Origin of the sequence: Microbacterium sp. (assembly GCF_036566905.1) — a bacterium.
Taxonomy (GTDB): Bacteria; Actinomycetota; Actinomycetes; order Actinomycetales; family Microbacteriaceae; genus Microbacterium.
The window spans coordinates 32418-52106 of sequence record NZ_DATCVK010000037.1 but is presented as its reverse complement, the minus strand read 5'-3'; the positions used below and the strand labels follow the sequence as shown (position 1 = coordinate 52106).

Annotated in this window: 18 protein-coding genes; 17 read left to right on the top strand and 1 reads right to left on the bottom strand. The window is 71.4% G+C overall.

Features of this window, described 5'->3' with window-relative positions; genetic code table 11:
• The 3 genes from VIP82_RS04015 to VIP82_RS04005 all read left to right on the top strand — a co-directional run.
• On the top strand, nucleotides 1-1483 hold a 1483-nt coding region (locus VIP82_RS04015; RefSeq protein WP_331905996.1), incomplete at its 5' end, for a primosomal protein N'.
• Between the two features lie 22 nt (nucleotides 1484-1505).
• Nucleotides 1506-2429 carry a methionyl-tRNA formyltransferase gene (fmt, locus tag VIP82_RS04010; protein ID WP_331905995.1) on the top strand — a complete coding sequence of 308 codons (924 nt, stop codon included), beginning with the start codon at nucleotides 1506-1508 and terminating at the stop codon, nucleotides 2427-2429.
• Nucleotides 2426-3796 (top strand): RsmB/NOP family class I SAM-dependent RNA methyltransferase, encoded by a 1371-nt coding sequence (locus VIP82_RS04005; protein WP_331905994.1) that lies wholly within the window; start codon nucleotides 2426-2428, stop codon nucleotides 3794-3796. Before fmt ends, VIP82_RS04005 begins: the two co-directional genes overlap by 4 nt.
• Nucleotides 3797-3814: 18 nt before the next feature.
• Here the strand turns inward: VIP82_RS04005 and glsA are convergent, their stop codons facing one another.
• Nucleotides 3815-4987, bottom strand: a complete 1173-nt coding sequence (gene glsA / locus VIP82_RS04000; RefSeq protein WP_331905993.1) for a glutaminase A — start codon at nucleotides 4985-4987, stop codon at nucleotides 3815-3817.
• Between the two features lie 20 nt (nucleotides 4988-5007).
• Here glsA and rpe point away from each other — a divergent pair, with 20 nt between their 5' ends.
• From rpe to gltD, 14 genes are all read left to right on the top strand, one after another.
• Nucleotides 5008-5700: a ribulose-phosphate 3-epimerase gene (gene rpe, locus VIP82_RS03995; RefSeq protein ID WP_331905992.1), complete on the top strand. Its 693-nt coding sequence runs from the start codon at nucleotides 5008-5010 to the stop codon at nucleotides 5698-5700.
• Between the two features lie 39 nt (nucleotides 5701-5739).
• The gene (locus VIP82_RS03990) at nucleotides 5740-6267 is read left to right on the top strand and encodes a hypothetical protein (protein WP_331905991.1); all 528 of its coding nucleotides are present in this window, start codon (nucleotides 5740-5742) and stop codon (nucleotides 6265-6267) included.
• A gap of 112 nt (nucleotides 6268-6379) precedes the next feature.
• Nucleotides 6380-6643, top strand: coding sequence for a phosphoribosyl-ATP diphosphatase (locus VIP82_RS03985; RefSeq protein ID WP_045302883.1), 264 nt, complete (start codon nucleotides 6380-6382; stop codon nucleotides 6641-6643).
• Between the two features lie 43 nt (nucleotides 6644-6686).
• Nucleotides 6687-7529 carry an ATP phosphoribosyltransferase gene (gene hisG / locus VIP82_RS03980; protein ID WP_331905990.1) on the top strand — a complete coding sequence of 281 codons (843 nt, stop codon included), beginning with the start codon at nucleotides 6687-6689 and terminating at the stop codon, nucleotides 7527-7529.
• 34 nt (nucleotides 7530-7563) lie between these two features.
• Nucleotides 7564-8352 carry an imidazole glycerol phosphate synthase subunit HisF gene (gene hisF, locus VIP82_RS03975; protein ID WP_331905989.1) on the top strand — a complete coding sequence of 263 codons (789 nt, stop codon included), beginning with the start codon at nucleotides 7564-7566 and terminating at the stop codon, nucleotides 8350-8352.
• On the top strand, nucleotides 8349-8714 hold the full coding sequence (gene hisI / locus VIP82_RS03970) for a phosphoribosyl-AMP cyclohydrolase (protein WP_331905988.1): 366 nt from the start codon (nucleotides 8349-8351) through the stop codon (nucleotides 8712-8714). Before hisF ends, hisI begins: the two co-directional genes overlap by 4 nt.
• Nucleotides 8714-9346, top strand: a complete 633-nt coding sequence (locus VIP82_RS03965; protein ID WP_414684608.1) for a Trp biosynthesis-associated membrane protein — start codon at nucleotides 8714-8716, stop codon at nucleotides 9344-9346. Before hisI ends, VIP82_RS03965 begins: the two co-directional genes overlap by 1 nt.
• A 51-nt stretch (nucleotides 9347-9397) precedes the next feature.
• The gene (locus VIP82_RS03960) at nucleotides 9398-9628 is read left to right on the top strand and encodes a DUF6704 family protein (RefSeq protein ID WP_331905986.1); all 231 of its coding nucleotides are present in this window, start codon (nucleotides 9398-9400) and stop codon (nucleotides 9626-9628) included.
• A gap of 2 nt (nucleotides 9629-9630) precedes the next feature.
• On the top strand, nucleotides 9631-10440 hold the full coding sequence (trpC, locus tag VIP82_RS03955; RefSeq protein WP_331905985.1) for an indole-3-glycerol phosphate synthase TrpC: 810 nt from the start codon (nucleotides 9631-9633) through the stop codon (nucleotides 10438-10440).
• Nucleotides 10437-11714: a tryptophan synthase subunit beta gene (trpB, locus tag VIP82_RS03950; protein WP_331905984.1), complete on the top strand. Its 1278-nt coding sequence runs from the start codon at nucleotides 10437-10439 to the stop codon at nucleotides 11712-11714. The genes trpC and trpB overlap by 4 nt, the downstream gene beginning before the upstream one ends.
• A complete protein-coding gene (gene trpA, locus VIP82_RS03945; RefSeq protein ID WP_331905983.1) occupies nucleotides 11711-12505 on the top strand; it encodes a tryptophan synthase subunit alpha in 795 nt (264 codons plus the stop codon). Before trpB ends, trpA begins: the two co-directional genes overlap by 4 nt.
• A gap of 64 nt (nucleotides 12506-12569) precedes the next feature.
• Complete coding sequence (gene lgt / locus VIP82_RS03940) at nucleotides 12570-13541, top strand: prolipoprotein diacylglyceryl transferase (protein ID WP_331905982.1); 972 nt, start codon at nucleotides 12570-12572, stop codon at nucleotides 13539-13541.
• Nucleotides 13542-13618: 77 nt separating this feature from the next.
• Entirely contained in the window at nucleotides 13619-18226 is a 4608-nt protein-coding gene (gene gltB, locus VIP82_RS03935; RefSeq protein ID WP_414684607.1) for a glutamate synthase large subunit, read from the top strand.
• The gene (gene gltD, locus VIP82_RS03930) at nucleotides 18219-19685 is read left to right on the top strand and encodes a glutamate synthase subunit beta (protein ID WP_331905981.1); all 1467 of its coding nucleotides are present in this window, start codon (nucleotides 18219-18221) and stop codon (nucleotides 19683-19685) included. Before gltB ends, gltD begins: the two co-directional genes overlap by 8 nt.
• The last annotated feature ends 4 nt before the right edge of the window (nucleotides 19686-19689 follow it).

Genomic DNA, 19689 nt, shown 5'->3' with positions numbered 1-19689 from the left:
GCCTGCGCAGCTCGAAGACGGCACCGTCGTCGGCTCGTGGGCGATCCTGCTCGCCGCCGCGGCGACCCGCGTGCTCGCGGCCGGACGCAGCGCCGTCATCGCCGTCCCCGACCATCGCGACCGCGCGCAGCTCGAGGCCGCCCTGCTGAGCCGCATCCCTGCCGACGCGTTCGTCCGCGACGACGCCAAGCAGAGCGGTCCCGCCCGGTATGCCGCGTTCCTGCGCACCCTCGCGGATGCGCCGTGCGTGGTCATCGGCAACCGCTCCACCGTGTACGCGCCGGTCGCCGACCTCGGTCTCGTCGCGCTGTGGGACGACGGCGACCCGCTCCTGGCCGAACCGCTCAGTCCGGGCGTCCACGCCCGCGACGCAGCACTGCTGCGCCAGGAGCTGCACGGCGGCGCGCTCGTCTTCGCGGGGCACACGCGCACCACCGATGTGGAGCGACTCGTCGCGGTGGGCTGGGTGCGCGAACTCCCGGCCGCGCGCCGGCTGAGCCCGCGCGTGGTGCTCAGCGCGAACCGCGAGGGCGAGTCGCGGGCGGCGCGCGTGCCGTCGTCGGCGTTCGCCGCCGCGCGCGAGGCTCTCGTCGATGGGCCCGTTCTCGTCCAGGTCGCGCGGCCGGGGTATGCCCCCGTCCTCGTGTGCGCGAAGTGCCGGCACCCCGCCCGATGCCCGCACTGCGGCGGACCGCTCCACGCAGCTCGGCAGGGCGCGGTGCCGACGTGCACATGGTGCGGCCGCGCCGCCCACGCCTGGGCCTGCCCCGAGTGCTCGTCGACGCTCCTGCGCATGGCGTCCTCAGGCAGCGAACGGACCGCCGACGAGCTCGGTCGAGCCTTTCCGGGCACCCGCGTGATCATCGCCGACGGCGATCATCCGGTCGCCGAGGTCGACGGGCGTCCGGCGCTCGTGGTCGCGACGCGCGGAGTCGAGCCGCTGGCGACCGGAGGCTACCGGGCGGTGATCCTGCTGGACGGCGACCGGATGCTGATGGCCGAGGATCTGCGCATCGGCGAGTCGTGCCTGCGGTGGTGGTCGAACGCCGCCGCTCTGGCAGCACCGGGCGCCCCGGTGCACCTGGTCGGCGTGGGGGGAGAGGTCGCCCGCGCTCTCGCGACGTGGACACAGGCCGCCTACGCCCGTGCGGAGCTCGCCGACCGCGCGCCGCTGCGCATGCCGCCGACGGTGCGGGTGGCGGCGGTCGAGGGGCCGCGGCGCGCCGTCGACACCGCTCTGGCGGAGCTCCGGCAGGCGGTGCCCGAACTCGACGCCGAGGCGGTGCTCGGGCCGCTCGCCCACGGGGAGTCGGTCCGCGCGCTGGTGAGGTTCGACTACGGTCTGGGACCCCGCGTGACCGAGAGCCTGCGGGCATCGGTCGTGAGTCATGCCGTGAAGGGCCGCCGGCCCGCGAAGGGACGCACACCGGGAGCCGCCCATACACTGAAGGTTCGGGTCGACGTGCCCGATCTCGACCTCTGACCCTCGATCGTTCAGGACCGTCATGCGCCTCGTCTTCGCCGGCACGCCCGAGCCGGCTGTGCCGTCCCTGCGGCGGCTCGCGGCCACCGCTCACGACGTCGTCGCAGTCGTCACCCGCCAGGACGCTCCGCTCGGGCGCAAGCGCGTGCTCACACCGTCGCCCGTCGCCGCCGCCGCCGAGGAGCTCGGGTTTCCCGTGATCCGCGCCGACCGGCTCGATGCGACCGTCACGGCCGAGATCGCCGCCCTCCAGCCCGATCTCGGGGTGATCGTCGCGTACGGCGGCCTGGTGCGCGAGCCGCTGCTGTCCACGCCTGCACACGGGTGGATCAACCTGCACTTCTCGCTGCTGCCGCGCTGGCGCGGCGCGGCGCCCGTGCAGCACGCCCTCATCGCGGGCGATGCGCGCACCGGCGCGAGCGTGTTCCAGCTGGTTCCCGAACTCGACGCCGGCGACGTCTTCGGCGAGCTCGCCGTCGACGTTCCCGCCGACGCCACATCGGGGTCTCTTCTCTCGGCGCTGGCCGTCGACGGCGCCGGGCTCCTCGCCGAGGTCGTCGATGCGATCGCCGCAGGATCCGCGGTCTCCCGCCCGCAGGTGGGCGAGCCGACCTACGCCTCGAAGCTCGGTGACGACGACGGCCGCGTGCGCTGGGACGAACCTGCGGACGCCGTGCTCGGGCGCATCCGCGGCGTCACACCCGAACCGGGCGCCCATACGACGGTCGGGGGCGCGCGCCTCAAGGTGCTCGCGGTCGCGTCTGCGCCGGCAGACGCTCCGCAGCTGCAGCCGGGCGCCCTCGCGCTGCACGGCGGCAAGATCGTCGCCGGCACTGCGTCCGCGCCGATCGTGCTCGACACGGTCCAGCCGGCGGGGAAGGGCGCCATGCGCGCCACGGACTGGTGGCGGGGCCTGCGCGATGCGACCCCGGTGGCGGGATCGTGAGCCGCACGATCGCGGCGCGACGCGTCGCCTACGAGACCCTGCGGGCGGTGCACGAGTCGGACGCCTACGCGAACCTGCTCCTGCCGACCGCGATCGCACGCGCCGGTCTCGCCACGCCCGACGCGGCACTCGCCACCGAGCTCACCTACGGAACCCTGCGCCGCCAGGGCACGTACGACGCGGTCATCGAGATCGCCGCCGACCGGCCCATCGCCGACATCGATCCCGCCGTGCTCGACGCGCTCCGGCTGGGCGTGCACCAGCTGCTGTCGACACGGGTGGCCTCGCACGCCGCCGTCAACGAGTCCGTGGAGCTCGCGCGCGCGGCCGGCGGGCGGGGCGCGGCCGGCTTCACCAACGCTGTGCTGCGCCGGGTCTCTCGCGATACCCCGGGGGACTGGATGACGCACGTCGCCGAGAGCGCGCGCTCCGACGACGAGCAGCTCGGGCTGCTGTTCTCGCATCCGGTGTGGGTGGTGCGCGCCTTCCGGCGGGCGCTGGCGGCCGAGGGCCGGGCCGAGGAGCTCGAGGCACTGCTCACCGCCGACAACGCGTCGCCGCGCGTCACGATGGCGGCGCTTCCCGAGCTCGCCGACGTGCCCGAGGACGCGCGCCGCACCCCGTTCTCGCCGATCGGCTTCCGTCTCGGCGGCGGCGACCCCGATTCGACCGTGCGCGGTTCGGGCGGCCGCATCCGAGTGCAGGACGAGGGATCTCAGCTCGCGGCCCTGGCACTGACGCGCGCCCTGCCGGTCACACCGGGGGAGCGCTGGCTCGATCTGTGCGCGGGCCCCGGAGGCAAGACCGCGGTGCTCGCGGCGGAGGCGCTCGTGCACGGGGCGTCCCTCGAGGCGAACGAGATCTCGCCGGCGCGCGCCGGGCTCGTGCGCCAGGCGCTCGCCGGCGTGCCCCTCGACGTGCCCGTTTCCGAGGAGGACGGCCGGCTGCGTGCGCAGGACGCCCCCGAGACGTACGACCGCATCCTCGTCGACGCTCCCTGCACCGGCCTCGGCGCGCTGCGCCGCCGGCCCGAGGCGCGCTGGCGCAAGGCGCCGAGCGACGTTCCGGCGCTCACGCAGCTGCAGCGCGAGCTGCTCACCGAGGCGGTGAGCGCGCTCAAGCCCGGCGGCGTGGTGGCCTACGTGACCTGCTCACCCCATCTCGCCGAGACGGCGGGCGTCGTGGCCGACATCCGTCGCGAATGGGACGGGGCGATCGAAGAGATCTCGGCGCGCGACGTCATCACGTCGCTGTCGGATGCCGACCCCGGCCTTCCGCCGCAGGCCGACGGCAGCGGGCGCGCCCAGCTCTGGCCCCACCGCCACAACACCGACGCGATGTCGGTGTCGCTCCTGCGCCGCGTCTGAGCTGCGCCCGCGCCCCGCTCACTCGCGCAGGTGAATCCCGTGGGGCATCTGCTCGAACTCGGTGCGCAGGGCGATGAGCGCCGCGCTGTGCGTGCGTCCGAGGTCGCGCGCGTCCACGGTCACCTCGGTGCCCTCCGGCAGCGATTCGGCCAGATCCCGCAGCACGGCGACCACGCGCTCGGTCCCCGCGAGGCCGAGTTCGCCGCCCAGCCGCAGCACGCGGCCTTCGTCGGTGTCCTGGACCGTGAACGCGGGGACCGCGACGCTGTCGTGCGGCTCCAGCGTGTGCATGCCGAAACGCTCGGCGAGCGTCTCGAGGAGGGCGATGCCCCGCACCGAGTTGCCGTGGGCATCCAGGCGAGGGCTGAACGCGGCGACGCCGAACTGCGACGGCGCAACGGCGAGGAGCCCTCCGCTGACACCGCTCTTCGCCGGCAGCCCGACGCGCAGCAGCCACTCGCCGGAGAAGTCGTACATGCCGCAGCTCGTCATGATCGACAGCACATCACGGGCCACGACCTCGGCGACGACCCGCTCGCCGGTGACAGGGTTGACCCCGCCGAAGGCGAGCGTCGCCGACATCACCGCGAGGTCGCGCACGGTCACGAGCAGCGAGCACTGCCGGAAATACGTCTCCACGGCGACGTCGACCGATCCCTCGAGGATGCCATGGGAGCGCAGGAGGTGAGCGAGCGCCCGGTTGCGGTCACCCGTGGCCGACTCCGACTCGTACACCTGCTCGTCGACCCACAGCGATCGTCCGGCGAAGGCCGAGAGACCCGCCGCGATACGGGACGTGCGGTCGTCGACGCCGTCGCCGGGGATGAGCGCGGACGTCGCGATCGCACCGGCGTTGACCATGGGATTGGCCGGGCGTCCGGTGCCGGGTTCGAGGCTGATGGCGTTGAACGGCTCGCCGCTGGGCTCCGCCCCGACTTTGCGCAGCACTGCGTCGCGGCCGCGGTCCGCGAGAGCGAGGGCCAGCACGAACGGCTTCGAGATCGACTGGATCGTGAACTCGTGCCCGATGTCGCCGACGGCCCTCACGCGCCCTCGGGGTCCGACCACGGCGAGCGCCAGACGCTCGGGGTCTGCTGCGGCGAGTTCGGGGATGTAACCCGCGGGGGCGCCGTCGCGGAGCGGGCGGATGTCTTCGAGGACCTCGTCCAGAAGCACGGTGATGGGGTCCACAGGTCGACCATAATGGACGGGTGCCCCCGATCGACGAGAACGGCCGCCAGGTCGGCATCCGCATCAATCCCAGCATCCTGGCCGCCGACTTCGTGAACATGCAGACGGAGCTCGCGCGGATCGCGACGGCGGACTTCGTCCACGTCGACGTCATGGACAACCACTTCGTGCCCAACCTCACGTTCGGGTCGCAGATGGTCGAGCGCATCCAGGCGACGAGCCCCGTGCCGCTGGACGTCCATCTCATGATCACGAACCCCGACCGCTGGGCACCCGGCTATGCGGAACTCGGCGCCGCGTCGGTCACCTTCCACCTCGAGGCGGCGAAGGAGCCGGTCGCTCTGGCACGGAGGCTGCGGGCCATCGGCGCGCGCGCCGGCGTCGCGGTGAAGCCTGCAACGCCCGTGGACGGGCTGTTCGATCTGCTCGACGACTTCGATCAGATCCTCGTGATGACCGTGGAGCCCGGATTCGGCGGCCAGTCGTTCATGCCAGAGACGCTGCCGAAGCTGCGGCGGCTCGCCGACGAGGCCCGCCGCCGCGGGTCGTCGGTCTGGTTGCAGGTGGACGGCGGCATCGGCGAGTCGACCATCGCACAGGCGGCCGAGGCGGGCGCCGACACCTTCGTCGCCGGCTCCGCCGTGTTCGGTGCCGACGATCCGGCGAACGCCATCACCGGTCTCCGGGCGTCCGCCCGCACCCACGCCCACTGACGCCGGCGGACCGCGCGTCATCGATTCGAGAGGGAGCGCATGGCCACCGACGACGAGGCGTCCCCTCCGCAGCCCGTGCATCGCCGTCATCTGCATCGCCTCCTCGACGCGTACAGCGGCGAGCACGCGGTCTATGGCCTGGTGCTCGTGACGGCGCTCGTCGCGGTCGGCTGGGAGGAGGACACCGATTTCGAGGTGCTGCTCTTCGTCTTCGGCACCGTGGTCATCTTCTGGCTCGCGCACATCTACGCCGCGGTGGTCGCCAGCCGCGCCGTCCGCCCGGCGAAGCCGCTGATGGCGGCGGTCGGCGACGGCGCCCGCCACTCCTCCGGGATGCTGATCGCGATGCTCGTTCCGGCTGCGCTGCTGCTGCTGGGCGCCGTCGGCCTCGTCGAGGAGTACACGGCCTACTTCCTGGCGCTCGGCAGTGGCATCGTGCTGCTCGCAGTGATCGGCTATGCCAACGCCGCGCGCAACGGGAGCTCGTGGCCCTGGCGGATCGCCGGCCTCCTGGCGACGACGCTGCTCGGCATGCTCGTGATCGGGCTGAGCATCCTCGCGCACTGACGCCCACGCCGGACCGGGCCGCCCGGCTCACGTGACGCGGCGCCGCGGCATCCGTGCGGTGGGTCCGGGTAACGCGCGCTGCGCGTGTATCGAAGGGCGATACTCTGGCATGGTGAAGACGTTCGACACGCTGTACGCCGAGCTGGCCGCGAAAGCGGCCGAGCGCCCCGAGGGTTCGGGAACCGTCGCACAGCTGGATGCGGGCGTGCATGCGATCGGCAAGAAGATCGTGGAAGAGGCCGCCGAGGTGTGGATGGCGGCCGAGTACGAGTCGACGGATGCCGCAGCCGAGGAGATCTCGCAGCTGCTGTACCACCTGCAGGTGCTGATGCTCGCGAAGGGGCTGAGCCTCGAGGATGTCTACCGACATCTCTGAGCCGGTACCCCCATCCGTCCTCGAACCCGAAAGCCACGCTGCCATGCTGCGAATCGCCGTGCCGAACAAGGGATCGCTCGCCGAGACCGCCTCCGAGATGCTCCACGAGGCCGGTTACATCGGGCGCCGCGACCCGAAGGACCTCCACGTCATCGATCCTCAGAACGAGGTCGAGTTCTTCTACCTCCGCCCCAAGGACATCGCGACCTACGTCGGCTCGGGCGCGCTCGACGTCGGCATCACGGGCCGCGACCTGCTGCTGGACGCGCGGATGCCCGGTGCCCGCGAGATCGAGCAGCTCGGGTTCGCGGCATCGACCTTCCGCTTCGCGGCCCCGGCCGGGCGCTTCTCGGAGGTGGCCGACCTCGAGGGGGCGCGCATCGCGACCTCGTATCCGGGACTCGTCGACGGCTTCCTCGACGAGCACGGCGTCGCAGCCGACCTCGTGCCGCTGGACGGCGCGGTGGAGTCGGCCGTCGAGCTGGGCGTCGCGGACGCGATCGCCGACGTCGTGGAGACCGGCACCACGCTGCGCCAGGCGGGCCTGGACGTCTTCGGACCGGTGATCCTCAAGTCCGAGGCCGTGCTGATCGGCGCGCCGACCGAGGCCGAGGGCGTGGAGACGCTGCTGCGGCGCCTGCGCGGCGTCATGGTGGCCCAGCGCTACGTCATGGTCGACTACGACCTGCCGGCGGAGCTCGTCGACACCGCCGTCAAGATCGCTCCCGGCATCGAGTCGCCGACCATCTCCCCGCTGCGCGACGCGGCATGGGTGGCGGTGCGGGTGATGGTCGCCCGCAAGGGCGTCAACCAGGTCATGGACGCGCTGTACGCGATCGGCGCCCGCGCGATCCTCGTGACCGCGATCCACAACGCGAGGCTCTGATGGACGGGACAGCACCGACGAACGGAGCCGTGTCATGAGCCTGGTCTGCCGCGTCATCCCGTGCCTCGACGTCGCCGCGGGGCGCGTCGTCAAGGGCGTCAACTTCCAGAACCTGCGCGACATGGGCGACCCCGTCGAACTCGCGCGGGAGTACTTCCGCCAGGGCGCCGACGAGATCACGTTCCTCGACGTGACGGCGACGGTCGACGAGCGGTCCACGACCTACGACGTCGTCCGGCGCACCGCCGAAGAGGTCTTCATCCCGCTCACCGTCGGCGGCGGAGTGCGCTCGGCCGACGACGTCGGCCGGCTGCTGGCAGTGGGCGCCGACAAGATCGGCGTGAACTCCGCCGCGATCGCCCGCCCCGCGCTCCTCGACGAGATCGCCGACCGGTTCGGCGCACAGGTGCTCGTGCTCTCGCTCGACGTGAAGCGCGCTTCGCCCGACCTGCTCGACCGGGTGCCGTCCGGCTTCGTCGTCACGACGCACGGCGGCCGCACCGAGACGGAGATCGACGCGCTGGAATGGGCCCGCGAAGCCGTCGAGCGCGGCGCAGGGGAGCTGCTGGTCAACTCGATCGACGCGGACGGCACGAAGCAGGGGTTCGACCTCGAGCTCGTGGCCCTCATGCGCGAGGTCGCCAGCGTGCCGGTGATCGCTTCAGGAGGGGCGGGCTCGGCCGCCGACTTCGGCCCCGCCATCGCCGCGGGCGCCGACGCCGTGCTCGCGGCATCCGTCTTCCACTCCGGCCAGCTCACCATCGGCGACGTGAAGGCCGCGATGGCGGCCGACGGCATCGCTGTGCGGGAGGTGGCGGCATGAGCCAGAGCGTCGACGAGCGCATCGCACGCGTGACGTTCACGGCCGACGGCCTGGTCGCGGCGATCATCCAGCAGTGGGACACGCGCGAGGTCCTCATGCTCGGATGGATGGATGCCGAGGCCCTCCGCCGCACCCTCACCGAGGGCCGCGTGACCTTCTGGTCGCGCTCCCGCCAGGAGTACTGGCGCAAGGGCGACACGTCCGGCAACATCCAGCTGGTGCGCGGGGCGCGCCTGGACTGCGACGGCGACGCCGTGCTGGTCGAGGTCGAGCAGATCGGCCCGGCCTGCCACACCGGCACCCGCACCTGCTTCGACGCCGACGACCTCGAGGCCGTGCGCGGCCCGGAGGCCGTCGAGTGATCCGCAGGGCGCGGCTGCTCGCCGTCGTCGTCACGGTGCTGTGCGGGGCGCTCGGCGTGATCTCGTCGACGCAGACGTGGCTCACCGTCGTGCTCGAGGACGCCGCGCATCATGTGCTCGAGGTCCCCGGTGCCTCGGCGCTGCCGGTGCTGGCGCCGCTCAGCCTCGCGGTCCTCGCCCTCGGCGCGGCCCTCTCGATCGTGGGGCTCGCGCTGCGGTACGTCTTCGGCGCACTGGCCGTGCTCATCGGCGGCGTGCTGACGTGGCTGACCGCCCGCATCGTGCTGGAGCATCCCGTCTCAGCCGTCGCATCGGTCGTCACAGAATCCACCGGGATCGCGGGCGAGTCGTCCGTCGCGACGCTCGTCGCGTCGATCGACGCGACGCTCTGGCCGGCGGTGACCCTCGTCGTCTGGGTGGTGCTCATCGCGGGCGGCGGATTCGTCCTCGCCACCGCACACGGCTGGTCGCGCACCGGGCGGCGCTACCGCACGGACGACGCCGCACAGCCGGCTCTGCGGGCCGGTTCCCGCCGTCCCGGCGGCGATGGTCCGCGCCCCCACGACGCCGCCGGATCCCGGGCCATCGACGACTGGGACGACCTGTCGCGTGGCGAGGATCCCACCGCCTGACCGCTAGACTGGCGTGATCCCGCGCTTCCCAGGCTTCACGAGGAGATATCCATGAGCAACAACATCGGCGACCCCGGCCACGGACACTCGCCCGCCGCCTGGACGGCCGTCGTGATCATGCTCGTGGCGGTCGCACTCGGAACCCTCTTCTACTTCCTCGACATCCCCGCACTGGTCTGGGCCTCCGCCGGTCTCCTCGTCGTCGGCGCCATCGTCGGCTGGGTGATGTCCCGCGCCGGCTACGGCGTGAACGGCTCGAAGTACGTGGCGAAAGAGCACTGATCATGCTCGCCGACCTGACGGCCGGCGCGGTTGAGGATGCCGAGGCACGCGCCTCGGTGCGGCCAGTGGCAGCGGTCGAGGCCGCAGCGCTGGCGCAGCGTCCCGCGATCGACGCCGTCGCCGCCCTCGCTCCGTCCGACCGCGTCAAGATCATCGCCGAGGTCAAGCGGGCGAGCCCCTCGCGCGGCGACCTCGCGGCGATCCCCGACCCCGCCCTGCAGGCCCGTCGCTACGAGGAGGGCGGCGCGTCCGCGATCTCCGTCCTCACCGAGGGGCGGCGCTTCAAGGGAAGCCTCGCCGACCTCGAGGCCGTGAAGGCCGCGGTCACCCTGCCGGTGCTGCGCAAGGACTTCATCGCCACCGAGTACCAGGTGCTCGAGGCCCGCGCCGCCGGTGCGGATCTCGTGCTGCTCATCGTCGCCGCGCTCGAGCAGGATGTCCTCGCTCGCCTGCACGCGTTCACGCGCGAGCTGGGCATGACCGCGCTCGTCGAGACGCACTCGGCCGCCGAGGTCGACCGTGCAGCCGAGCTCGACGCGCAGCTCATCGGCGTCAACGCGCGCGACCTGTCGACGTTCCAGCTCGACCGCGACCTGTTCGGGCGGCTGGCCGAGCGCATCCCCGCCGGCGCGGTCAGAATCGCCGAGTCGGCCGTGCTCGTCCCCGAAGACGTCGCCCACTACCGGGCGGCGGGGGCAGACGTCGTCCTGGTCGGCGAGGCCCTCGTCACCAACGATCCCGTATCCACCCTGCGCGCCTTCCTGGAAGCGGGCGCGGGCGATGCACTGAGCGAAGGAAGGGCGACGCAGTGAGTCTTCGCGAGGCCCCCGGGCCGCTGTTCGGCGAGTTCGGCGGGCGCTACATGCCCGAATCCCTGATCGCCGCCATCGATGAGCTGGCGGCCGAGTACGAGGCGGCCAAGGCCGATCCCGCATTCCAGGCCGAATTCGTGCGCCTGCTGCACTCGTACGCGGGCCGCCCGTCGCCGATCACCGAGGTCGCGCGGTTCGCCGAGCACGCCGGGGGAGCGCGGGTGTTCCTCAAGCGCGAGGACCTCAACCACACCGGCTCGCACAAGATCAACAACGTGCTCGGCCAGGCGCTGCTCACCCAGCGCCTCGGAAAGACCCGCGTGATCGCCGAGACCGGCGCGGGCCAGCACGGCGTCGCGACGGCGACCGCTGCAGCGCTGTTCGGGTTCGAGTGCACGATCTACATGGGCGAGGTCGACACGGAGCGTCAGGCGCTCAACGTCGCCCGCATGCGCCTGCTGGGCGCCGAGGTGGTGCCGGTCAAGACCGGCTCCCGCACGCTGAAGGACGCCATCAACGACGCCTACCGCGACTGGGTCGCCAGCGTCGAGACGACGAATTACATCTTCGGCACCGCCGCGGGGCCGCATCCGTTCCCCGCCATGGTGCGCGACTTCCAGAAGGTCATCTCCGAAGAGGCGCGCGCGCAGCTGCTCGAAGAGGCCGGCCGGCTTCCGGATGCCGTGATCGCGTGCGTCGGCGGCGGCTCGAACGCCATCGGCATGTTCGACGCGTTCCTCGACGACGACGTGAAGCTCTACGGGGTGGAGGCCGCCGGCGACGGCGTGGACACCCCTCGCCACGCCGCATCGATCGAGCGCGGACGCCCTGGGGTGCTGCACGGCGCGAAGACCTACGTGCTGCAGGACGAGGACGGCCAGACGGTCGAGTCGCACTCCATCTCGGCAGGACTCGACTACCCGGGCGTCGGACCCGAGCACGCCTGGCTCGCCTCGATCGGGCGTGCCGAGTACATCCCCGCGACCGACGACGAGGCGATGCAGGCGCTGCGGCTGCTCTCCGAGACCGAGGGCATCATTCCGGCGATCGAGTCGGCGCACGCCCTCGCCGGCGCCCTGCGCATCGGGCGCGAACTCGGGCCGGACGCGATCCTCGCGGTCTGCCTCTCGGGTCGCGGCGACAAGGACATGGACACCGCCGCGCGCTACTTCCACCTGTACGACGCTGCCGCCGCCGCAGCCGCTGAGGGTGCGGGGCCGGTCGAGACGGCACCGTCCGACGACGCCGCCAAGGGAGAGGGCACCAAGCTATGAGCTCCCGCGTCGCCGCGGCGATCGACGCCGCCCACGCCGCCGGCCGGGGCGCGTTCGTCGGCTACCTGCCGATCGGCTTCCCCGACCTGCGCACGAGCATCGACGCGGCCGTGGCCCTCGCCGAGAACGGCGCCGACGTCCTCGAGCTCGGCCCGCCCTACTCCGACCCGGTGATGGACGGCACCGTCATCCAGGAGGCCACGCAGGCCGCGCTCGCCGGCGGCTTCCGGCTGCGCGACACGTTCACGGCGGTGCGCGAGATCACGCGCCGCGTGGACGTTCCGGTGCTCGTGATGACGTACTGGAACCCCGTGCTGCAGTACGGGGTCGACCGGTACGCCGACGATCTCCTCGCCGCCGGGGGAGCAGGCCTCATCACCCCTGACATCACGCCCGAAGCCGCGCCCGAGTGGATCGCGGCCAGCGAGCGCACGGGACTCGACCGCGTGTTCCTCGCCGCGCCGACATCGACCGACGAGCGCCTCGAGCTGATCGTCCAGCAGTCCACCGGGTTCGTCTACACGGTCTCGACCATGGGCATCACCGGCGAACGGGCGCAGCTGGATGCCGCCGCACGCACGCTCGTGGCCCGGCTGCGCGAGCACGGGGTCGAGCACGCGTGCGTCGGCATCGGCATCTCGAACGCCGATCAGGTGGCGGGCGTACTCGAGTACGCCGACGGCGCGATCGTCGGCACCGCGCTCGTCCGCGCGCTGCGCGAGGGGGGAATCGACGGCCTCGCCGCGACCGCGCGCAGCCTCGCCGCCGGCACCGCGCGCAGCGCGAACTAGACTTCTCAGGTCGGCGCGTGCGCCGGCCCCTCCCGCACGGATCCAGCAAGGACACGGTTCTCCCATGATCACCGCCGCCGCGAGCGTCGTCGCCAGCATCCCGAGCCCGTCGATCAGCTACTTCGACATCGGCCCCCTGCGGATCCACATCTACGCGCTGTGCATCATCACGGGGATCATCGTCGCCGTGCTGTGGACGAACGCCCGCCTCACCAAGCGCGGCGCCGAGCCGTGGGTCGTCATCGACATCGCTCTCCTCGCCGTGCCGCTCGCGATCATCACCGCCCGGATCTACCACGTCCTCACGCACTGGAGCTTCTACTTCGGCGAGGGCGCGAATCCGCTGTCGGCGCTGTACATCTGGGAGGGCGGCATCGCGATCTACGGCGCCCTCATCGGCGGCGCCGTCGGCGCATGGCTCGGCTGCCGGTGGACCGGCATCCGCTTCTGGACCTTCGCCGACGCTCTCGCGCCCGGCCTTCTCCTCGCCCAGGCGATCGGCCGCTTCGGCAACTGGTTCAACCAGGAGCTGTACGGCCTGCCGACCGATGTTCCGTGGGGCCTCGAGATCGACTACCCGAACCCCGCGTGGCCGATCGGCCTGCCGGAGGGGACGCTCTTCCACCCCACCTTCCTCTACGAGGTTCTCTGGAACGCCCTGGGCGTCCTGGTGATCGTGTGGGTCGGCCGCCGCTTCCGCCTGCAGTGGGGACGCCTGTTCGCCGTGTACCTCATCTGGTACAGCGCCGGGCGCATCGTGTGGGAGTCGATCCGCATCGACCCGAGCGACATCTTCCTGGGCCTGCGCACCAACGTCTGGGCGGCCATCCTGGGCGTCGTCATCGGACTGGCGATCTTCTTCGTGCAGAAGCGCCGCCATCTCGGTCTCGAGCCGTCGCCCTATGTGTCCGGCCGCGAGTGGAACGCCGGACAGGCTGTACAATCGCAGAACACCGACGACTTCGTCGACGTCAGCGAACCCCCGACGTCCGAGGTCGAAGAGGTCAGCGCCACAAGCACTCCTGCCACCAAATAACGCCGCTCAGTTCCCGAGGAGCGTGCGCCCAGGGCCGACGTCGTCCCATCTTGACTATCAACGTGAGGACGGTAGGTATGGCTTCGAGCCCCCGTCACGTCGTCTCTTCGGAGGCGAACTTCCCCGCTTCGTCCGGCCGCGCCGGCTTCCCGCAGAAGCAGGGGATGTACAACCCTGCCTTCGAGAAGGACGCCTGCGGACTGGCCATGGTCGCGACGCTGCGCGGCGAGGCCGGTCACGACATCATCGATCTGGCCCTGACGGCCCTTCGCAACCTCGAGCACCGGGGCGCGATCGGCTCGGATGCCGGCACCGGCGACGGTGCGGGCATCCTCACGCAGATGCCCGACGCGTTCCTGCGGGCGGTGGCCGGTTTCGAGCTGCCGCCGGTGGGGGAGTACGCCGCCGGCATGGTGTTCCTGCCCCGCGACGCCGACGCGCGCGCGGCCCAGAAGTCGGGCATCGAGCGGATCGCGGCGTCCGAGGGCATGACCGTCCTCGGCTGGCGCGAGGTGCCGACATCCGACGAGAACCTCGGCAAGCTCGCCTTCGCGGCGCGCCCGGTCTTCGAACAGGTCTTCGTGTCGCACCCGGCGTCGGGCGACCAGCCGGCTCTCTCGGGCATCGCGCTGGACCGGCGCGCCTATCGCCTGCGCACCCGTGCGCGCACCGAGCTCGACGCGTATTTCGTGTCACTGTCGGCGCGCACGCTCGGGTACAAGGGCATGGTCACGACGCTCCAGCTGGAGCCGTTCTACCCCGACCTGCAGGACGAGCGCTTCGCCTCGGAGCTCGCCGTCGTGCACTCCCGTTACTCCACCAACACCTTCCCGTCGTGGCCGCTCGCTCAGCCGCTGCGCATGCTGGCACACAACGGCGAGATCAACACCGTCAACGGCAACCGCAACTGGATGCGCGCGCGGCAGTCGCAGCTCCAGTCCGAGCTGCTCGGCGACATCCGCCCGCTGCTGCCGATCTGCACCGACGGCGCCAGCGACTCCGCGTCGTTCGACGAGGTGCTGGAGCTCCTCACGCTGACCGGCCGCAGCCTGCCGCACGCCATCATGATGATGGTGCCGGAGGCGTACGAGAAGCAGGCCGACATCGACCCGAAGCTGCGGGCGTTCTACGAGTTCCACTCCATGCAGATGGAGCCGTGGGACGGTCCCGCCGCGCTGATCTTCACCGACGGCACACTCGTCGGCGCCACGCTCGACCGCAACGGCCTGCGTCCCGGACGCTGGACGGAGACGACCGACGGCCTCATCGTCATCGGCAGCGAGACCGGCGTGCTCGACTTCGAGCCGGAGCGCATCAAGCGTCGCGGGCGCCTGCGCCCCGGCCGCATGTTCCTGGTCGACACGGCACAGCGCCGGATCATCGAGGACGACGAGATCAAGGCGCAGCTCGCCGACCAGGAGCCCTGGCAGGAGTGGCTCGACGCGGGTCGCGTGCGGCTCGCCGAGCTCCCGGAGCGCGAACACATCGTGCACCCGATCGCCTCGATCACGCGCCGTCAGCGCACCTTCGGCTACACCGAGGAAGAGGTCAAGATCCTCCTGACCCCGATGGGTCAGAACGGCGCCGAGCCGCTCGGCGCCATGGGCTCCGACACACCCGTCGCCGTGCTCAGCGAGCGCCCCCGCCTGCTGTTCGACTACTTCACGCAGCAGTTCGCGCAGGTCACGAACCCGCCGCTGGACTCGATCCGCGAAGAGGTCGTCACGTCGCTGGGCCTCGGTCTCGGGCCCGAGCGCAACCTCCTCGAATGGGGCGCCGAGCACACCCGTGTCGTGACCCTCGACTTCCCGGTCATCGACAACGACGAGCTCGCCAAGATCCAGCACATCGACACCGCCCTTCCCGGCCGGACGTCGGTCACGATCCGCGGCCTGTACCGCGTCGAGGCCGGCCACAAGGGCATGAAGAAGCGCCTCGAGCAGATGTGCCAGGAGGTCGACCAGGCGATCGAGGACGGCGCGGAGTTCATCGTGCTCTCCGACCGCGACTCCAACAAGGACCTGGCGCCCATCCCGTCGCTGCTCATGCTGGCCGCCGTGCACCACCACCTCATCCGCAAGGAGACGCGCATGAAGTGCGGTCTCGTGGTCGAGGCCGGCGACGTGCGCGAGGTGCACCACGTGGCGACGCTCATCGGGTACGGCGCATCCGCCGTCAACCCGTATCTCGCCATGGAGACCGTCGAGTACCTGGTGCGCGCGGGCTTCATCACAGGGATCTCGCCCGAGAAGGCCGTCAAGAACCTCATTTACGCGCTCGGCAAGGGCGTGCTGAAGATCATGTCGAAGATGGGCATCTCGACCGTGTCGTCGTACGCGGGCGCGCAGGTGTTCGAGGCCGTCGGTCTGTCGCAGGACTTCGTCGAGACCTACTTCACCGGCACCGAGTCCAAGCTCGGCGGCGTCGGTCTCGACGTCATCGCGGCAGAGAACGCCGCGCGCCACACGTACGCGTACCCTGAGGACGCGGCCGTCCGTGCGCACGAGCGCCTGTGGACCGGCGGCGAGTATCAGTGGCGGCGCGACGGCTCGCCGCACCTGTTCAACCCCGACACGGTGTTCCGGCTGCAGCACTCGACGCGCACCCGCCGGTACGACATCTTCCGCGAGTACACCAAGCTCGTCGACGACCAGGCGAGCGAGCTCAAGACGCTGCGCGGGCTGTTCGCCCTCAAGACCGAGGGCCGCACGCCGGTGCCGATCGACGAGGTCGAGTCGGTCTCGTCGATCGTCAAGCGCTTCTCGACCGGGGCCATGAGCTACGGGTCGATCTCGCGCGAGGCTCACGAGACCCTCGCGATCGCGATGAACCGCATCGGCGGCAAGTCCAACACCGGTGAGGGCGGCGAAGACACCGACCGCCTGCTCGACCCCGAGCGCCGGAGTTCGATCAAGCAGGTCGCCTCGGGCCGCTTCGGCGTCACGAGCCTGTACCTCACCCAGGCCGACGACATCCAGATCAAGCTCGCGCAGGGCGCCAAGCCCGGCGAGGGCGGGCAGCTGCCGCCGACCAAGGTGTACCCGTGGGTCGCCCGTACACGTCACGCGACCGCCGGCGTCGGCCTCATCTCGCCGCCGCCGCACCACGACATCTACTCGATCGAAGACCTCAAGCAGCTGATCTTCGACCTCAAGCGCGCCAACCCCGGCGCGCGGGTGCACGTGAAGCTCGTGAGCCAGTCGGGCATCGGCGCGGTCGCTGCCGGCACCGCCAAGGCGCTGGCCGACGTCATCCTGGTGTCGGGCCACGACGGCGGCACCGGCGCGAGCCCGCTCAACTCGCTCAAGCACGCCGGAACGCCGTGGGAGCTCGGTCTCGCCGAGACGCAGCAGACGCTCATGCTCAACGGCATGCGCGACCGCGTCGTCGTGCAGGTCGACGGCCAGCTCAAGACCGGCCGCGACGTCATCATCGGCGCCCTGCTCGGCGCCGAGGAGTTCGGCTTCGCGACGGCGCCCCTCGTGGTGTCCGGCTGCATCATGATGCGGGTCTGCCACCTCGACACCTGTCCAGTGGGCGTCGCGACGCAGAACCCCGTCCTGCGCCAGCGCTTCAACGGCAAGCCCGAGTTCGTCGTGAACTTCATGGAGTTCATCGCCGAAGAGGTGCGGGAGTACCTCGCCGAGCTCGGCTTCCGCTCGCTCGACGAGGCGATCGGCCGCAGCGACCTGCTCGACGTCAACGGCGCGGTCAACCACTGGAAGGCGAACGGCCTCGACCTCGCCCCGGTGCTCGAGGGCCCCGTCTTCGCCGCGGACGAGCCGCGCCGCAACACCACCGCGCAGCTGCACGAGCTCGACGAGCACTTCGACGTCGCGCTCATCGAGCGCGCCCAGCACGTCATCGCGAACGGCGGCGAGATCACCATCGACCTGCCGATCCGCAACACCGAGCGTGCCGTCGGCACGCTCCTGGGTCACCACGTGACGAAGGAGCGCGGCGAGAACGGCCTGCGTTCGGGCAGCATCGTGGTGAACCTCACCGGCTCGGCGGGCCAATCGTTCGGCGCCTTCATGCCCTCGGGCATCACGTTGCGTCTCGAGGGCGACTCCAACGACTACGTCGGCAAGGGGCTCTCGGGCGGTCAGATCGTGGTGCGGCCGCCGCGCGGCGCCACCTTCGACGCGTCGAAGAACGTCATCGCGGGCAACGTGATCGGCTACGGCGCGACCCTGGGCACGATGTTCCTGCGCGGTGTGGTGGGCGAGCGCTTCTTCGTCCGCAACTCCGGTGCCACCGCGGTCGTGGAGGGCGTCGGAGACCACGCCCTCGAGTACATGACCGGCGGTCTCGCCGTGATCCTCGGAGCGACAGGACGCAACCTGGGCGCCGGAATGTCGGGTGGCACCGCATACGTGTACCGGCTCGACAGCAAGCTCGTCAACCGCGAGGCGCTCGCCTCGGGCGAGCTGGAGCTCGGCGAGCTCGGCTCGGGAGACGCGGAGATCCTCCGCGACCTGCTCGAGCAGCACGTCGCCGAGACCGAATCGACTCTCGCGCAGGCTCTCCTCGACGACTTCGAGGCCGAGCTGGCGAACTTCGTCAGGGTCATGCCGCGCGACTACGCCGCGGTGCTCGAGACCCGTCAGGCGGCCGTCGCGGAGGGGCTCGACCCCGACGGCGACGTCGTCTGGAACCGCATTCTGGAGGTGACGGGTGGCTGACCCGAAAGGCTTTCTCAAGGTCACCGAGCGCGAGCTGCCCCCGCGGCGGCCGGTGCCGGTGCGCATCATGGACTGGAAAGAGGTCTATGAGCCTGGCGACGGCGCGGTGCTCCGCCGCCAGGCCGGGCGCTGCATGGACTGCGGCGTGCCGTTCTGCCACAAGGGCTGTCCGCTCGGCAACCTGATCCCCGAGTGGAACGACCTCACGTGGCGCGGCGAGGGTCGTGCTGCGAGCGAGCGTCTGCACGCGACGAACAACTTCCCGGAGTTCACGGGACGCCTGTGCCCGGCGCCCTGCGAGAGTTCGTGCGTCCTGGGCATCAACCAGCCCGCCGTGACGATCAAGCAGGTCGAGGTGTCGATCGTCGACGAGGCGTTCGCGAACGGCTGGATCGAGCCGGAGCCGCCGGGCCGTCTGACCGGCAAGACCGTCGCCGTCGTCGGATCCGGTCCCGCCGGTCTCGCCGCCGCACAGCAGCTCACCCGCGCCGGTCACACCGTGGCCGTGTTCGAGCGCGACGACCGCATCGGCGGACTCCTGCGCTACGGCATCCCGGACTTCAAGATGGAGAAGAAGCACCTCGAGTCGCGTCTTCGCCAGATGCAGGACGAAGGCACGCGGTTCCGCGCCGGTGTCGAGATCGGCCGCGACATCTCGTGGGCGGACCTCCGTGCCCGCTACGACGCGGTCGTCATCGCGACCGGCTCCACGGTGCCGCGCGAGCTGGCGATCCCCGGTCGCGACCTCGCCGGCGTGCACTTCGCCATGGAGTACCTCGTCGAATCGAACAAGGCGGTCGCCGGCGACGCCGTGCCGAACCAGATCACGGCCGAGGGCAAGCATGTCGTCGTGATCGGCGGCGGTGACACGGGCGCGGACTGCATCGGCACGGCCCACCGCCACGGCGCGCTCAGCGTGACGAACCTCGCGATCGGCCGCCGCCCTCCGGGCGAGCGTCCCGAGCACCAGCCCTGGCCGATGGACCCCCTCGTATTCGAGATGCAGTCGGCTCACGAAGAGGGCGGCGAGCGCACCTACCTCGCCTCGACCGTCGAGTTCCTCGCGAACGACGCGGGCGAGGTGCGCGCCCTGCGCGTCGCCGAGACCGAGTTCGTCGACGGCCGCCGCGTGCCCAAGAGCGGCACCGAGCGCGAGATCCCCGCCGACCTGGTGCTCATCGCGATGGGCTTCACCGGTCCTGAGCGCGCGCTCCTCGAGGAGCAGCTCGGCGCCCGCTTCACCGAGCGGGGCAACGTGCGCCGCGAGGACGACTACCAGACGACCGCCCCGGGCGTGTTCGTGGCCGGCGACGCCGGCCGCGGGCAGTCGCTCATCGTATGGGCGATCGCCGAGGGACGTGCCGCCGCAGCCAGCGTCGACCGCTTCCTCATGGGGGACACGGAGCTGCCTGCTCCGGTCCGCCCGACCGATGTCGCCATCGGCTTGCAGCCCGCGTAGGCTT

Bases quoted from the DNA above. Each gene is read 5' to 3' on its own strand.
- fmt (WP_331905995.1), top strand. From the start codon at position 1,506: ATGCGCCTCGTCTTCGCCGGCACGCCCGAGCCGGCTGTGCCGTCCCTG.
- VIP82_RS03990 (WP_331905991.1), top strand. From the start codon at position 5,740: ATGGCCACCGACGACGAGGCGTCCCCTCCGCAGCCCGTGCATCGCCGT.
- hisG (WP_331905990.1), top strand. From the start codon at position 6,687: ATGCTGCGAATCGCCGTGCCGAACAAGGGATCGCTCGCCGAGACCGCC.
- hisF (WP_331905989.1), top strand. From the start codon at position 7,564: ATGAGCCTGGTCTGCCGCGTCATCCCGTGCCTCGACGTCGCCGCGGGG.
- hisI (WP_331905988.1), top strand. From the start codon at position 8,349: ATGAGCCAGAGCGTCGACGAGCGCATCGCACGCGTGACGTTCACGGCC.
- VIP82_RS03960 (WP_331905986.1), top strand. From the start codon at position 9,398: ATGAGCAACAACATCGGCGACCCCGGCCACGGACACTCGCCCGCCGCC.
- trpC (WP_331905985.1), top strand. From the start codon at position 9,631: ATGCTCGCCGACCTGACGGCCGGCGCGGTTGAGGATGCCGAGGCACGC.
- trpA (WP_331905983.1), top strand. From the start codon at position 11,711: ATGAGCTCCCGCGTCGCCGCGGCGATCGACGCCGCCCACGCCGCCGGC.
- lgt (WP_331905982.1), top strand. From the start codon at position 12,570: ATGATCACCGCCGCCGCGAGCGTCGTCGCCAGCATCCCGAGCCCGTCG.
- gltB (WP_414684607.1), top strand. From the start codon at position 13,619: ATGGCTTCGAGCCCCCGTCACGTCGTCTCTTCGGAGGCGAACTTCCCC.